10 protein-coding genes are annotated in these 15,007 nt (G+C 71.5%); 4 read left to right on the top strand and 6 right to left on the bottom strand.

All coding sequences use genetic code 11. The annotated features are described in order from the left end of the window. Window positions 1-105: 105 nt before the first annotated feature. Entirely contained in the window at window positions 106-2,157 is a 2,052-nt protein-coding gene (locus tag U0177_RS04935) for a polysaccharide deacetylase family protein (RefSeq protein ID WP_409569486.1), read from the top strand. Here U0177_RS04935 and U0177_RS04940 read toward each other — a convergent pair. From U0177_RS04940 to U0177_RS04955, 4 genes are all read right to left on the bottom strand, one after another. Beyond that, entirely contained in the window at window positions 2,138-3,190 is a 1,053-nt protein-coding gene (locus U0177_RS04940) for a UbiA family prenyltransferase (protein ID WP_409569487.1), read from the bottom strand. The two genes, U0177_RS04935 and U0177_RS04940, sit on opposite strands and share 20 nt — an antisense overlap. Beyond that, complete coding sequence (locus U0177_RS04945) at window positions 3,187-4,245, bottom strand: UbiA family prenyltransferase (protein WP_409569488.1); 1,059 nt, start codon at window positions 4,243-4,245, stop codon at window positions 3,187-3,189. Before U0177_RS04945 ends, U0177_RS04940 begins: the two co-directional genes overlap by 4 nt. A gap of 177 nt (window positions 4,246-4,422) precedes the next feature. After that, on the bottom strand, window positions 4,423-5,415 hold the full coding sequence (locus U0177_RS04950; RefSeq protein ID WP_409569489.1) for a hypothetical protein: 993 nt from the start codon (window positions 5,413-5,415) through the stop codon (window positions 4,423-4,425). A 267-nt stretch (window positions 5,416-5,682) separates the two neighbouring features. Next, complete coding sequence (locus U0177_RS04955) at window positions 5,683-9,903, bottom strand: AAA family ATPase (protein WP_409569490.1); 4,221 nt, start codon at window positions 9,901-9,903, stop codon at window positions 5,683-5,685. A gap of 179 nt (window positions 9,904-10,082) precedes the next feature. Here U0177_RS04955 and U0177_RS04960 point away from each other — a divergent pair, with 179 nt between their 5' ends. Next, window positions 10,083-10,922 (top strand): UbiA family prenyltransferase, encoded by an 840-nt coding sequence (locus tag U0177_RS04960; protein ID WP_409569491.1) that lies wholly within the window; start codon window positions 10,083-10,085, stop codon window positions 10,920-10,922. A gap of 62 nt (window positions 10,923-10,984) precedes the next feature. Here the strand turns inward: U0177_RS04960 and U0177_RS04965 are convergent, their stop codons facing one another. Further along, window positions 10,985-11,818, bottom strand: coding sequence for a hypothetical protein (locus tag U0177_RS04965; RefSeq protein WP_409569492.1), 834 nt, complete (start codon window positions 11,816-11,818; stop codon window positions 10,985-10,987). A 183-nt stretch (window positions 11,819-12,001) separates the two neighbouring features. On the opposite strand from U0177_RS04965, the gene selA reads away from it, so the two are divergent. Next, window positions 12,002-13,363, top strand: coding sequence for an L-seryl-tRNA(Sec) selenium transferase (selA, locus tag U0177_RS04970; RefSeq protein ID WP_409569493.1), 1,362 nt, complete (start codon window positions 12,002-12,004; stop codon window positions 13,361-13,363). An 84-nt stretch (window positions 13,364-13,447) separates the two neighbouring features. Continuing rightward, window positions 13,448-13,951 (top strand): tetratricopeptide repeat protein, encoded by a 504-nt coding sequence (locus U0177_RS04975; protein WP_409569494.1) that lies wholly within the window; start codon window positions 13,448-13,450, stop codon window positions 13,949-13,951. Between the two features lie 5 nt (window positions 13,952-13,956). On the opposite strand, the gene U0177_RS04980 is transcribed toward U0177_RS04975, so the two are convergent. Next, window positions 13,957-14,901, bottom strand: a complete 945-nt coding sequence (locus tag U0177_RS04980) for a carbohydrate kinase family protein (RefSeq protein ID WP_409569495.1) — start codon at window positions 14,899-14,901, stop codon at window positions 13,957-13,959. Window positions 14,902-15,007 lie beyond the last annotated feature (106 nt).

Here is a 15,007-nt window from a genome sequence, read left to right on the forward strand (position 1 = left end):
CCCGCAGGCGGGAGGGGTAGGGGGTGAGGGCCGACGTTGCACGAGCCCTCGAACAAGCGCACAGCGCCTTGCAAAGCCATGCCGCTCCATGCTATGATAGCCACGATGAACCAGAACGTCAGCGCATTTCATATTGCGATCGGCCCGCGCACGCTTGGCGATGCCTACCCGGTGCGCGCGGCGGCCGGGCGCGCCGAGAGCACCAGCGATATGGTGCTGCCCACGCCGCTGCGGCTGCTGGCGGATCGTCTGCCCCAGGCAGGCGGGCTGCCGCTTGGCGACCCGGCCGAGCTTGGGCGCGCGCTTGGCCGCGCGCTCTTCACCCCGACGCTGCGCGACATGCTGCTGCGCAGCGCGCGCACTGCGGCGCGCGAGGGCAAGCGCATGCAGCTGCAGCTGCAGATCGGGCCGCCCGAGCTGGCCGCGCTGCCCTGGGAGTGGCTGACTGTCGGCGTGGATCGCGCGTGGTCGCCGGCGCTGCGCGCCGACTACGCCCTGGCGCGCGTAAGCCGCAGCGTCGCCGCGGCCGGGCCGCAGCCGCTGGCTGGCCCGCTGCGCGTGCTGGCGGTGGCGGCGCCCGGCGAAGAGCTTCAGCTGGCGGCGCTCGAGCGCGCGCTGGCGCCGGCGGTGCGCGCCGGTACGATCGAGCTGCGGCTGCTCGGCGACGCTACGCCGGCCACGCTCGAGCACGGCCTGATCGACGGGCCGGTGCACGTGCTGCACTGCGCCGCGCCGGTGGCGTACACCGAGCGCGGCACGCCGCGCCTGCTGCTGCGCCGTGGCATGGATCTGTTCGACCTGGCCGGGCTGCTGGCCGACGCCGCGCGGCTGCGGCTGGTGACGCTCACCGGCCCGCAGGGCGACGGATCCTCGGCCAGCGCGGCGCTGCCGGCGCTGGCCTCGGCGCTGCTCACGCCCGCGCTTCCTGCCACGATCGCATTCGGCGGCGCGCTGCCGGCGCGGCTTTCGGCGCATTTCGCGGCGGCGTGCTATGCCGACCTGGCGGCTGGCCAGCCGATCGACCTGGCGGTGACGGCTGGCCGGCGCGCGCTGGCCGAGCTGGGCGAGGGGCGCGGCTGGGGTGTGCCGCAGCTGCGACTCGCCGCCGGCGGCGAGCTGCTGTTCACGCCGCGCGCGCCGCGGCCGGCCCTGGCGCGGCGCCTGGCGATGCTGGGCGGCGGGCTGGCGCTGGCGGGCGGGCTGGCGCTGGCGGGCATGCAGCTGGTGGGCGGGCGGGCGAATGCGCTTGTGAGCAGCAGCCTGTTTGAGGCCACTGCGGTGCCGACTGCGGCGCTGCCAGTGGCTCGGCCGGTGGTGGTGGCCGTGCTGCCGACAGTAACCCCGGCGCCGCCGACTGCCGAGCCGACCGTGACGCCGCCGCCCGCGGCAGTGGCCGCGCCGGCCAGCTATGCGACCTACATCACCGCGCCCGGCGACACGCTCGAGGGCATCGCGGAGCGCATGGGCAGTGAGGCTGGGGCGATCGCCCGGCTGAACTTTGTTGATGGCGAGGCGCTGCGCGGCGATCGCCCGCTGGTGATCCCGGTGTACCACGCCGCCGAACCGGGCGCGGGCGGGCTGGTGATCCGCCGCGGCAACCCGGCCGCGCGCAAGATCGCGCTGACATTCGACATCGAGATCGACGACAAGACGCTCTTCCAGATACTCGATATTCTGCGGCAGCGCGGGCTGCACGGCACCTTCTTCGTCACCGGCCGCTGGGTCACGGCCTTCCCCGACGCCGCGCGCGCGATCGTGGCGGCCGGCCACGAGATCAGCAACCACTCGCTGACGCACCCGTTTTTCTCGCGCATCGGCCTCGACGGCGCCGCAGCCGAGATCGAGCAGACCGAAAAGCTCATCCACGAGATCACCGGCGTCTCGTCGCGGCCGTACTTCCGCTTCCCCTACGGCGATTTCACGGCTGCCACGGCCGCGCTGGTGGCGCGCGAGGGCTATGTGGCCTACCACTGGAGCGCCGACGACCCGGCGATCGCCGGCTGGATCGACTGGGCCGCTCAGCACCCGGCCGACGCCAACGGCGGCATTCTGCTGATGCACGGCCGCCCCGAGACCGTGGCGAACCTGCCGGGCTGGCTTGATCGGCTGGCGGCGCAGGGGCTAGAGGTAGCCACGCTCACCGAGACGCTGCGCTGACGAGCGCGGGCCGGCAGCGGCGCCAGAGCCAGCCAACCACGCGGTAGAACGAGTCGTGCACTACCAGTGGGCCGAAGTAGCTCGCGAGCACGAACGCGCGCGCCGTAGGGGCGAGGTATGGCCCGAACAGGACGATCAGGCCGACCAGCGAGAGAATGATGTAGCCCATCACCGGCGCCACGATGCTCAGGCCCGCGCGCGGCCAGAACAGCAGCGCCGAGCACCACGCGCAGGCCGCCTGGATCGCCAGCGTGGCGGCGAATACCCCGGCCCATTCCCCACCGGCATAGCCGAAGCTGCCGCCGAGCAGCGGCCAGAGCGCCAGCGCGGCCAGCGCGGCCTGCAGCGCGGCGGTGTAGCCGAGCAGCCGGAGCGGCGCGCGCGCGCCCGGCCGCGCGCCCAGCAGGATCGCCGTGGTGAGCGCGCCCGCCGCCGTGTCGCTGGCCAGGTCGCGCAGGCTGCCGTGCACGCCATTCACCAGCACGATGTAGAGCACCACCCACGCGGCCAGGATCCAGCTTAGCCTGGCTGGCGCGCCGCCCGCGACGATCGCGCCATACAGCGCCAGCGCGGCCCAGCCCAGCCCCTGCAGCGCGTCGGTGAGCGGCGGCAGGCGCGTGCGCTTGCCCCACATGTCGTAGACGCCGAGGCCGAGAAACGCGGCCGCGAGCGCGGCGTAGGCCCACACCCCCGCGCCGAGCCAGGCCGAGATGGCGAAGGCCAGCGGGATCTGCGCCAGCGCGTAGGCCAGCGCATGCCAGGGTTTCAGCCAGCCGCGCACCAGCGGGTAGCCGGCGCGGCCGGGATGCAGCCGGTCGATCGGCAGGTCGATCACGTCGTTCAGCACATAGCCGAACTGGTGGAACGCCAGCGTCGCGCCGAGCAGCCCCCACAGCCGCCAGGCCGGCAAGCCGGGCGCGACACTGGCCGCGCCGAGCAGCGCGAGCAGCGCGCTGAAGCCGAAAGCCGGCAGCCGGATGAAGCGCTGCAGCGCGAGAAACACCTCGTACGCGGCGGCGAGCGAGCGCATCATGGGCGCCGCCGGGGCAGCGCCGCGAGCTTGCGCATCTGGCGCGCCCACCACTGCGTGGGCAGCAGCGGGGCGATGCAGGCCGCCAGCAGCAGCGCCAGCGCGCCAGGCGTCAGCGCAGCCACGAACAGCGCCACCAGCATGGCCAGCGACAGAAACACGTGCGACTGTGCCGGCGCGATCAGATCGGCCTGGGCAACGCCGTCGGCCAGCATAGCCGCCAGCAGCTGCAGGCAGCGCGCCGCCAGCAGCGCCAGCGCCAGCGCGGTGGCGGCCCAGGCTAGCGCGCCGTACCCGAGGTCGTTGCGCAGCAGCGGCCAGGCCAGCAGGCCGATCAGCGCGTACTGAAGCGCGAAGGCGTAGAAGCGCAGCCGCGCCGGGATGTGCAGCTGGGTTGCGCCGAGCGGCCGCGCGCCCAGCAAGATCGCCGTCGAGCGCTTGCCGCAGGCGAAGTCGTTGGCGAGGTCGCGCAGGCTGCCGTGGATGGAGTTGATCAGCATCACATACAGCACCACATACGCGCTCAGCAGGAATGTCAGGCCGGTGGGCGCGCCGGCCGCGACGATCGCGCCATACAGCGCCAGCGCGGCCCAGGCCAGCCCCTGGGCCATGTCGGTGGACACCGGCAGAGCCACGCGCTTGCCCCACAGGTTGTACACCGTCATCAGCGCGAAGCCGGCCGCCAGCGCGAGGTAGGCCGTAGCCGGCGCGCCCAGCCAGAACGTCAGCGCCAGCGCCAGCGGCACCTGTGCCAGCGCGAACGCCAGCGCCACGGCAGGGCTGATCGCCCCGCGCACCAGCGGGTCGGCCTGGCGCAGCGGCTGCCGGCGATCGAGCGGCAGGTCGATCACATCGTTCTCGACGTAGCTAAAGCTGTGGAACGCCAGCGCCAGCGCCAGCAAGCCGGCCAGCTGCGCGGGCGCCAGGCGCGGCGCGGCCGAGGCGGCGCCAAGGAATGGCAGGATGACCGTGAAGCCAAATGCCGGGAAGCGGATGAATAGCTGAAATTGCAGCATGGCGCGCCAGATGCGGGCGGGCGGGCTCGCCAACTCGGCCATGGATGCCTCCGGTGTGGTTTTCAGAGCCTGTTTGAAAAGGGGGTGCGCGAGGGGCTATGCCCCTCGCACTCCCTTCTGGCGGGTGGCGGCCACGAATGTGGCCGCCACCCGCCAGAAAAGTGGATACTTGGAGGGACGAAGTCCCTCCAAACCACCCTTTTCAAACAACTTCTCAGATCAGGCCGGGCTGCCGCTCGACTGGCGCGCGGCCGAGCGCTGCCAGTAGGGCAGCGTGAAGCCTATGCCGGCGATGACGAACAGCACCAGCCACAGCGCCAGCAGCAGCGGCCGCAGCTGGTACAGGCCGCTCAGCAGCAGCGCGCCGAGCGTGAACAGCATCAGAAAGCCCGGCACCGCCAGCAATGTCCAGTCGATCGGGCTGTCGTGGCGCAGGGCCGCCGCGCCGCGCAGCAGCACCAGCACCGCCGCAGCGATCATGATCGAAAACACGATCCACTGCTGGCCGAACAGCAAGTTGACCAGCAGGGTGTAGATCTCGACCACGACGAATAGCACCAGCTGGGTGGCCACCACCGCGGCCAGCGCCGCGGCCAGCTTGCCTGCCAGGCCCGGCCAGCGCGGCTGAATCCAGCGGCGGCAGGCGCGCAGCACGAACGAGAACACAGCGGTGCCGAGGAACCAGCCGGCGAAGTTGTTCAGGTTCACACCCAGCGTAGCCTCTTGCGGCGGCCGCACCTGCCAGATCCAGAAGCCCAGGCCGTGCAGATTCAGCTGCGGCAGGTCGGCCGTGAGGCACTTCGTGCCAATGCTCACCACCGGATCGAGCGCGAAGTCGATCGTCATGGCCAGCAGGCCGTCGAGCAGCGGGCGCAGCCGCCACGAAAGGTTGAGCTGGTCGGTGGTGCTCATGGCGGCGTAGATCAGCACGCCCTCGAGCAGCGGCACCACCAGCGGCACGCAGCCGTTCGGCGCGACGCACTTCACCGCCACGCCCCAGCCGCCAGGGTTGCTGCACAGCATGATCAGGAAACGGTTGTAGTAGTATTCGTGCAGCCGGGTGATCGCCACATTTTCGGTGACGAAGCCGTGGATGCAGCCGGCCACGATGCCGAGCACCAGGTGCAGGCCGCGCCGCCAGGCGTGGATCAGGCAGAGCACCGCCAGCACGTACAGGCCGATCTCAAAGATCACGAAGCTCGGTGAGGGCATGGGCACGGCTCCTGTTAACATTAGGATCTACGCAATTGCCTTGTTCGGCTCCCGCAATCGGGCGCTTTTGCCAACGGCAGCTGTGTGCGATTTTTCCGCGCGGAGCGCGGAAAAATCGCACACCTCTAGAGAATCAGGTGCCGCTCTGCCGAAGGCTGAGCCCGCCAACGGCGGAAGTCGTAAACACTTATTGCTCGGGCCTGGGGCTTGGTCGTCGAAGCTTCTCCAGGCCACCTTTCTGAGACAGCTGCCGGTGGCGCGCGGCATTTATGCGAGCAGCGCGCGCACCTCGGCGAGCGCGTGGGCGCCGCCTGTCTGCTCGAACAGCTCGCGGGCGCGGTGCAGCTGCGCGCGCTGCTCGGGCAGATCGGCCGGCAGGTGGCGGCCGATCTCGAAGTGCGCCAGGCCCTGGTGGTAGCGCATCTGCATGCGGCGGGCTAGGTCGGCGCTGGTGTGCCAGGCCGCGTGCGCGCGCTCCGGCCGGCCGTTCAGCCAGTGAAATTGGCCCTGGTGCATCCAGGCGCGCGGCAGCGCGATCGGGTAGATCCGCGCGAAGCGCCACAGCGCCCGGCATGCCTGGCGCGCCGCCGCGCGCAGCGACGCGGCATCGTCTGTCGCGGCCGACCGCGCTTTCTCCCACAGCATCAGGTAGACTTCGGCCACACTCATGTAGCTTTCAAACACCGCGTAGCTGGTGCGCCCCGAGGCCGGCAGCAGCCTCGCCGTCACGTCGGCCAGCTGGCGCGCTTCGGCGTGGTTGCCGCGCCACAGCTGCGCCGTGGCCATCACGCCATAGGCCGTGATGCGGTTCAGCTCATCGGCCACGCCGGTCGCGTCGATCCGCGCCAGGCACTGCGTGGCCATCTCGAACGCCTGGTCGATCTGCCCGAGCAGCAGCTTGCTCGACGCCAGCTGGCTCAGGCCCCAGACCTCGTGCAGCTGGTGGCTGTTGCGCCGGGCCGTATCGTACAGCTCGCCGGCCAGCTGATCGCTCGCGACAAGGTTGCCGGTGAAGCCGGTGCTGCCGCGCATGATCGCCACCGCCTCGCCCCACAGCGCCTGGTCGCCAAGGCGCTCGGCGATGGCGATTGCCTGGCGGCAATCGCGGATCACGCTCTCCCACTGGCCCACCCCGCCGCGGTACAGGCTCACGCGCGTGAACACAAACGCCGAGGTGGTCAGCCGGTCGAGCTGGTGGGCTGTGGCTTCGGCCAGGCGCGCGTAGGTTTCGGCAGTGTTGTGCAGCGGGATGAGGCCGGCCACCACGGCCATGCCCGAATACGCCTCGGCCAGCTCGGGCGAAGGGCCGGCGCGCTCGGCCAGGTTCACCGCCTGCAGCAGCGTATACAGCACCAGACCAATCTCGTTCAGCACATAATACAGCGAAGACAGCGTCAGGTAAACATGCGAGGCTTCGAGCTCGACCGCGCGCGTCGCGGCGTCGGGGTGGCCCACGCCGCCCAGGCGAACGCGCCGCCCGGCCTGGCGCAGCATGGCCGCGAGCATGCCGGCGACCTGGGCGCGTGCGTTTGTCGGCAGCGGCCGGCCGAGAATGCTCAGCGCGCGCTCGAGCTGCTCGCGGCTCTCGGCCAGCATGCCGATATTCTTATAGGCCTCGCCGAGCTGGCGCGCCCAGTGCGCCAGGCGCAGCTGCTCGATCCGCGGCGCCTCGGGCGCCTGCGGCAGCGACTGAGCGAGCTCGAGCGCCTGGCCGAAAAAGCGGATGGCCTCCTGGTTGGCGTAGCTGCGCAGGGCGTGCTCGCCGGCCTTTTCCAGGTAGTCGATCGCCTTCAGCACCAGCGCCACGTCGGCCTGGCGCGACTCGACGGCGCTCAGCCAGTGGTGCGCCAGCAGCGGGTAGTAGGGCGCCAGATCGTCGGCGTAGGTTTGCTCGTACCACTCGGCGATATGGCGGTGCAGCTCCCAGCGCTGTGCGAACAGCAGCATGTTGTAGGCGACATCCTGGATGATCGCGTGCTTGAAGATATACGCCAGGTCGGGCTCGGGCCGCTCGAGCGGGGTGATGTCGAGGCGCTCAAGCGCACTGAGGTAATCGTGCAGGTATGGCCGGTCGCTCTCGATCGGGTGGACGCTCTGGAGCGTGCGCTGCAGAAAGATCCGGCCGATCACGCTGGCGACCTTCAGCGTCAGCTGCTGCGAGAGCGGCAGCCGGTCGATGCGGCTGGTGATCACGCCCTGGATCGTCTGGGGGAAGTCGAGCGCGCGCAGGTCGCCGGCCTCGGGCGCGAGCGAGCACTGGCCGCCGCTGACGCGGATCAGGCCGGCGTCGCGCAGCGCGAAGGCCAGCTCTTCGCTGAAGAACGGGTGGCCCTCGGCGCGCTGGCGGATGAGCTCGGCGACCTGGTGCGGGATGCTGGCCACGCCGAGGCGCTGGCACACGAGCGCAATGGTCTCGCCGGCGCCGAGCGCGCCGAGCAGGAGGCGCTCGGCGGCGGGCGCGGCCATGAGCCGGCGGTAGCCTTCGGGCGCGGCCGAGCCGGGGCCAAGCTCGAGCGGGCGGCTGGTGAGCACCAGCAGCATATCGGGCAGGTCGCGCTGGGCCTGCAGCGCCAGCGCCCACGAGGCCGAGTCGATCCAGTGGGCGTCTTCGAGCACCACCAGCAGCGCGGCGGTGGCGCGTGGCGCGCGGGCCAGGATGCCGATCAGCAGCTCCTGGGTGTTGGCGATCCGCACCTCGCCGCTCATCTGGCTGGTCAGGGCGCTATCGGGCAGCGCCAGCGGCAGCACTGCGTTCAGCAGCGGCAGGCGCTCGTTCAGCGCGGATGCGTCGGGCAGGCGCGCGCGCACATGCGCCAGCGCTGTGGCCGCGTCGGCGCTGTCGTCGAGGCCGAACAGCTGGCGGTAGATCGGGCGCCAGGCGTAGTAGGGCGTAGCTGCCTCGATCGACTCGCCGGCGCCGTGGAGCACGGTGATGCCAAGCGCCGCAGCATGCTCGGCCAGGTCGGCGGCCAGGCGCGATTTGCCGATGCCAGCCTCGCCCTCGATCAGCAGCGTGCCGCCGAGGCCGGCCAGGGCGGCGTGCAGCCGATCGGCCAGGCGCGCGCGCTCATCGGCGCGGCCGACCATGGCGGTGAGCGCCCGGCCCTTGAGCTGGGCATCGGGGCGCTCGGGGCGGCGGCCGACCACGGCGTACACCTGGATCGCCTCGGGGTGGCCTTTGAGCGTCACCGCGCCGAGGTCGTCGAACTCGTATAGCTGCGCGGCCGCGAGCGCGGCGCGCTGGGTGGCGAGGATCTGGCCTGGGCGGGCGAAGGTCATCAGCCGCGCGGCGACATTCACATCGTTGCCGAGCACGCCGTAGGTGCGGCGGGTTGGGCCGCCATACGCGCCGGCGTGCATCTGGCCCTGGCTGATGCCCACGCGTATGTCGTGGATGAAGCTCAGCTCGGGCGGCGTGGCCAGCAGCGCCAGCGCGGCGGCGATCGCGCGGGCGGGATCGTCTTCGTGGGCGGTCGGCGCGCCAAACGAGGCGTACAGGTAGCTACCCTTGTCGCCAACCGTCAGCTGCAGCAGGTGGCCCTCGTACTGGGCCAGGCGCGCCTGCGCCCAGCTCACAAACGCGTCGAGCCGGGCGCCGGCGTCGGGGTCGTGGTCGTAGTTCACGCCGCTGAAGGTAAGGAACAGCGCGGTTGTGGCGCGCAGCTCGGCCAGGAACTGGCCCTCGCCACGGCGCAGGCGCTGGTAGACCGGCGGCAGCAGCCACTCGCGCGCCGCCTCGGGGCCGAGCGCGGGCAGCGCCGGCCAGGGCTGCGGCGCCACCGGCTGCGCCAGGCTGGCCACCACGGCGAACTCGCGGCTGTCGGCGCCGGGGCGCCAGCCGCGCAGGCGCAGGGCCGCGCCCAGCACGCGCGCCTCGTCGGCGCCGATCAGCACGTCGCCGGGGAGCGCGTGCTGCTGCGCCGCCGAGATCCGGTCGAGGATCGACCCGGCCAGCACATCGATCAGCTGGATGTGCCGGTTGCCCACCAGGAAGCGGCGGCAGGTGCCCGAGCTGATCGCGATCTTGATCTGGATGGCGAAGCTGGCGCCGCCCGGCGTGGCCAGCGCCGCGAACTGGCGCATGGCCGCCTGCATCGCCAGGGCGCAGGCGGCGGCGCGCAGCGCGGCCGATGTTTGCGCCTTGCGCTTCGCGTTCTGCGCATCGGCGGCATCCGGCTCGGCGCTCAAAGCAGCGAGCTCGAAGCTTTCATCAAACCAGCAGGTGATCGCGTCGCCGCTGAACGAGATCACGCTGCCGCCGTAGCGCTCGACTTCGGCGATCAGCGCGCCGTAGACAAAGTTGAGCTGGCGCGTCAGCTCTTCGGCGCCGCGCTGCGGGCCAAGCTCGCGCGCCAGCGCCGAGGTGAGCGGGGTGAAGCCCGAGATATCGGCAAACAGCGCGGCGCCGCTGGCGCGATCGGCCAGATGCGCGCCCGACGCCAGGGCCAGCTGCCGATCCGGGGGCAGGTATGCAGCGAGCGTTTCCATAGCTTTCGAACCTCGCAGGCGGCGAATATGCAGGCCTCGTGGGGTGGGCGCTGGCGGTGTTGCTGGTGGCCGAGCCTGTCTATAGCAAAAACGTTGCGGGTACGCTATTATGACATAGGTGGCGCCAGCCAGCAAAATCGTCTCATCGGATTATCAGCAATGCGCTTGCGAGGATGCCTGTGCGACCGTACCTGGAGATCACGCGCTTCACACTGTGCGCGATTGTGTTCGCAATGGCGCTGGAGGGCTACTGGCTCGCGATCCGGCGCTTCGAGCCGTTTCAGCCCGAGGCGCTGCTGGCCGCGCTCACCGTGGCCTGCGCGATCGGCTTTGCCAACGCCTTCAACGACATTGTCGACGAGCCGGTCGACCGGGTGAACGCGCCGCGCCGCCCGATCCCCTCGGGGCGGATCGGCCTGGCCCAGGCCAAGTGGCTGGTGGCGCTGCTGTGCCTGCTGAGCGTAGCGTTGGGCGCGCTGGCCGGGCCGCGGATGCTGCTGCTGACGCTTGGCGCGCTGGCGGGCTCGGCGCTGTATAACCTGTGGGCGCGCCGGGTGCCGCTGCTGGGGAATGCGCTCGTGGCGCTGCTGTGCGCGCTGACGCTCTCGGCCGGCTATTGTGTCGCTCGGGATGGCGTGTTCCCGATCGTGCCGTTCGCCAGCTCGTTTACGTTTATTCTGGCGCGCGAGCTGCTAGGGACTGCTGGGGATGTGGCGGGCGACCGTGTCGGCGGCCGCGTGACGCTGGCGATGCTGCTGGGCGCGCGGCCGGTGCTGGGGCTGTGCCTGGGGCTGGCGCTGCTGGCGCTGCTGCTGCTGGCTTCGGCGGTGTGGTACGTGGCCTACCCGGCGTTCTACCTGGCCTGCCTGCTGCTCACCTCGCTGCTGCCGATCGGCCTGGCGGCACGCGCGCTCTGGCGCGACCACAGCCCCGAGCGCATTCGCGCGGTGTCGTACCGCATGCGCGTGGTGTTCGCCGCGAATATTGTGACGTTTTTGTTTCTGGTGCCGCGCGGCTAGCGGCGGTGCTTGGCAAGAGAGCGCGAGCGGTTGCCCGCTCGCGCTCTCTGCGCCTCTGCCGGCTACTGCGCCGGCTGCGCATCCTCGACAAACTGGTCGTCGGGCGGGAAAACGCCGCCAGGGAGCGCGCTTGCCGGCAGCGTCGCGCGCTTGCCCGGCACGCTGAGCATGCTCACGGCCGGCGCGCCGAGCGTCTGGGCGTCGTCGGCCGGCGCGCTCGTCAGCGTGCTCACCACGTCGAGCTCGCGCGGGCTGACGATCGCCAGGTAGCCGGTCATCAGCGGCATGGGCGCGGGCGGCGTGACGCCGGGGTTCGCCAGCGCCCAGATGCTGGCGCAGTCTTCGAGCGTGGCGCTGCCGTCGCTCAGGTTCACCGGCCCGCTGAACACCTGCGCCTGCGCCTGCGCCGGCGCGCGGCCCACCGCCTGGCCCCCGCTCACCAGCAGCAGCGCCTGCCGGTACACCGACAGCTGGCCGCGGTAGTATGGGTTGTGAATGCTGATCGTGGTGGCGTAGCGGCCGGGCGCCAGCCCGAGCGTGCCCGAGATCGGGCTCGACTGGTCGCCGCAGGAGAACGCGGCGGTGTAGCTCCAGAAGCGCCGCGTAGCCGCGCCGCCGGGCGTGGCGGTGGCCGTGGTGGTTGGCGTGATGTCGAATGGCGTCGCCGTGGTGGTTGGCGTGATGTCGAATGGCGTCGCCGTGGGCGTGACGGTCTCGGTCGGCACGAGCGTCTCGGTGGGCGTGAATGTCGCGGTCTCGCTGATCGTGGCGGTGGGCGTTTCGAGCTGCGCCGCCGGGCTGGCCGATGCGGTCGGGCGCATGGCCGCGCCCATAAGCGTGAGCGTGGCGACGAACGCCAGGCTGGCGAGGGCGACGAACCAACGGTTTCGAGGCATGGGTTTTCTCCTTCCGTGCGCGCTATGCGATTGGGCGAGCGCGCCTGCTGCAGCGTAGCATTGCCGCCAGCGCGATGCCCGTTGGGCACGCGCCAGCTGGCAGCACATCCCGTGCCGCTGCACCGGGCGGGCAGAGATGGTACAATACGGCCGGACAAGCGCCCGTAAGCTGCTGGAGCCGCCGTGACCTCTGCCTACCGTAATTTGCCGGGCGTCGACGCGCTGGCCGAAGCCGCGCTCGCCCGGCTGGATGGCGACGCGCCGGCGCGCGACGTGGTGGTGCAGCTGGCGCGCGCCGAGCTTGCGGCTGCCCGGTCGCTGATCGGGGCGGGCGCGGCGGCCCCCGCGCTGCCGGCGCTGGCCGAGGCGGTGGTGGCGCGCGCGCGCGCGGCCACGCGCCCCGCGCTGCTGCCGCTGATCAACGCCACCGGCGTGATCATCCAAACCAACCTCGGGCGCGCGCCGCTCAGCCAGGCCGCGCTGCAAGCCATGCGCGAGGTCGGCCAGGGCTACTCGAACCTCGAGTACGACCTCGCGGCCGGCGCGCGCGGCTCGCGCTACGACCACCTTGCCGGGCTGCTGTGCCGGCTCACCGGGGCCGAGGCCGCGCTGGCCGTGAACAACAACGCCGCCGCGATCGTGCTGGCGCTGAGCGCCCTGGCCGCCGGCCGCGAGGTGATCGTCTCGCGCGGCCAGGCTGTCGAGATCGGCGGCGGCTTTCGCATCCCCGATGTGCTGCGCCAGAGCGGCGCGGCGCTGGTGGAGGTGGGCACCACCAACCGCACCTACGCCCACGATTACGCCGCGGCGATTGGCGAGCGCAGCGCGCTGCTGCTGCGCGTGCACACGAGCAACTTCCGGCTGGTGGGCTTTGTGCACGAGGCCGCGCTGGCCGATCTGGCCGAGCTGGCGCGCGCGCGCGGGGTGCCCCTGCTCGACGACCTGGGCAGCGGCACGCTGCTGCCGACCGCGCCCTACGGCCTGGCGCCCGAGCCGACGGTGCAGGAAAGCGTGGCCGCCGGCGCCGACCTGGTGACGTTCAGCGGCGACAAGCTGCTGGGTGGGCCGCAGGCCGGCCTGATCGTCGGGCGGGCAGCGCTTGTCGGCCAGCTGCGCAAGCACCCGCTGGCGCGCGCCCTGCGCGTCGATAAAACCACGCTGGCCGGGCTGGAGGCGACGCTGCTGGCCTACGCGCGCGGCCGGGCGGCCGAGGAGATCCCGGTGTGGCGGATGATCGCGGCCAGCCCGGCCGCGCTGCGCGCGCGCGCCGAGCGCGTGGCGGCGGCAGTTGGCGCCGAGGTGGTGGCGTGCGCGAGCGCGGTGGGCGGTGGCTCGCTGCCTGGCGCGACGCTGCCGAGCTTTGCCGTGGCGCCGCCTGGCCCGCCCGACGCGCTGGCCCAGCGGCTGCGCCAGGGCCGCCCGCCGGTGGTGGGCCGCATCGCCGAAGGCCGGCTGCTGCTCGATATGCGCAGCGTGCTCGAAGACCAGGAGCAAGATCTGATCGCGGCGCTGCGCGCGGCCGGTTCAGCAACTTTGCCGGGTTGAACGCCCGCAGGTGTGCACCTGCACGGCCTTGCCTTTGGTGCACAACCTGCTCGCCTTTCAGCTCGCGCCATTTCCGGAGGGGATATGAGCGACGATCTCGCCCGATTGCTCTACGACGGCGCCGTGGCAGTACGCGAGGGCCGCCGCGCCGACGCGCAAGGGCTACTGATGCGGGTGATCGAGCGCGACGAGGCCAACGAGCTGGCATGGCTATGGCTTAGCGGCGCCGTCGACGACCCGGCCGACCAGCAGGTGGCGCTCGAAAATGTGCTGGCGCTGAACCCCGGCAACACCGCCGCGCGCCAGGGCCTCGAGCTGCTGCGCGCGCGCCAGGCCAGCGCGCCGGCTGGCGAGTGGGTTCCGCCACCGCCACGTAGCGCCGACGAAGTCGACGAGCTGGCCTGCTACCAGTGCGGCGCGTCGGTGTACAGCGTGGCCGCGTTCTGCTGGCAGTGCCACGCGCCGGTGCACTGCTGCAATAATTGCGCTTTCCGCAACGAAACGCGCTGCAAAGAGCTACAAGGGCTCACGAGCACCATGGCGCAAGCCGGGCGCAACCAGTGCGAGTGGTGGCGGGCGCAGGCATAATCCCGCTACACCTGCACCTCGGCGCGGGTGGGCGGGTCGGCGCCCGCGCGCGAGCAGGTGATCGCCGCGACGGTAGCGGCAAAGCGCAGGCACTCGACGACCTGCGCGCCTGAAAGCGCCTCGAGCGCCGGGCGCGAGGTGGCGCCGCGCTCGTACAGCGCCGCCAGCAGCCCGCCATTGAACGAGTCGCCTGCACCGATGGTGTCGATCACGTCGACCGGCACACCCGGCGTGGTATAGGCCTGGTTGTCGCCCGCGCGCAGCGCCAGCGCGCCCTCGCCGCCGCGCGTCACCACCACCAGCGCCGGGCCGTAGGCGCGCAGCGCAGCGGCAGCCTCGGGCAGCGGCACACCCGGCATCAGCCAGGCCAGGTCGGCCGAGCTGATCTTCACCAGGTCGGCCTGGCGGAACAGCCGCTCGAGCAGCGCGCGGTAGGCCGCCTCGTCGCGCACCAGCCCCGGCCGCAGGTTCGGGTCGAACGAGAGCAGCGCCTGGCCCTTCAGGCGCCTGGCCGCGTACTCCACCGCCGCTGGCGTGCTGCCGCGCAGCAAGCTGATCGAGCCGAAGTGCAGGATGCGCGTGTCGTCGAACAGCGCCTCGGGCAGATCTTCGGGCTTCACCAGCGTGTCGGCCGCGCCCTCGCCATAGAACGAGTAGGCCGGCTCGCCGTGCTCGTAGGCCACGAACGCCAGCGTAGTGAGCGCGTCGGCGTTCACCAGGAAGCGCGTATCAATGCCCTCGCGCTCGACGTGGTCGCGCATAAAACGGCCAAAGAAATCGGTGGCGATCTTGCCGGCAAAGGCCACCGGCTGGCCCAGCCGCGCCACTCCCATCGCCACATTGTATGGCGACCCGCCCACGTGCATCCGAAAGCCTACCGTCGCGCCATTCTCAACAATTGGCAAGAAGTCGATCAGGATCTCGCCGATGCTGGTGATCACCTCTGACATAGCGCCTCCCCAGGCTGTGCAGGCCGAATCTGCCGCGAATTATAGCAGCTTCGCGCGCCGGCCTTGCTGCGGCTGGCGCTGGCATAGTGCGTGCTTATACGTTGTT

Origin of the sequence: Kouleothrix sp., from assembly GCF_046328425.1 — a bacterium.
In the GTDB taxonomy this organism is placed as follows: Bacteria; Chloroflexota; Chloroflexia; order Chloroflexales; family Roseiflexaceae; genus Kouleothrix.

Coding starts and splice junctions, on each gene's coding strand:
- U0177_RS04980 (WP_409569495.1), bottom strand. CDS start 14,901: ATGTCAGAGGTGATCACCAGCATCGGCGAGATCCTGATCGACTTCTTG.
- U0177_RS04955 (WP_409569490.1), bottom strand. CDS start 9,903: ATGGAAACGCTCGCTGCATACCTGCCCCCGGATCGGCAGCTGGCCCTG.
- U0177_RS04945 (WP_409569488.1), bottom strand. CDS start 4,245: ATGGCCGAGTTGGCGAGCCCGCCCGCCCGCATCTGGCGCGCCATGCTG.
- U0177_RS04975 (WP_409569494.1), top strand. CDS start 13,448: ATGAGCGACGATCTCGCCCGATTGCTCTACGACGGCGCCGTGGCAGTA.
- U0177_RS04965 (WP_409569492.1), bottom strand. CDS start 11,818: ATGCCTCGAAACCGTTGGTTCGTCGCCCTCGCCAGCCTGGCGTTCGTC.
- U0177_RS04935 (WP_409569486.1), top strand. CDS start 106: ATGAACCAGAACGTCAGCGCATTTCATATTGCGATCGGCCCGCGCACG.
- U0177_RS04950 (WP_409569489.1), bottom strand. CDS start 5,415: ATGCCCTCACCGAGCTTCGTGATCTTTGAGATCGGCCTGTACGTGCTG.
- U0177_RS04940 (WP_409569487.1), bottom strand. CDS start 3,190: ATGATGCGCTCGCTCGCCGCCGCGTACGAGGTGTTTCTCGCGCTGCAG.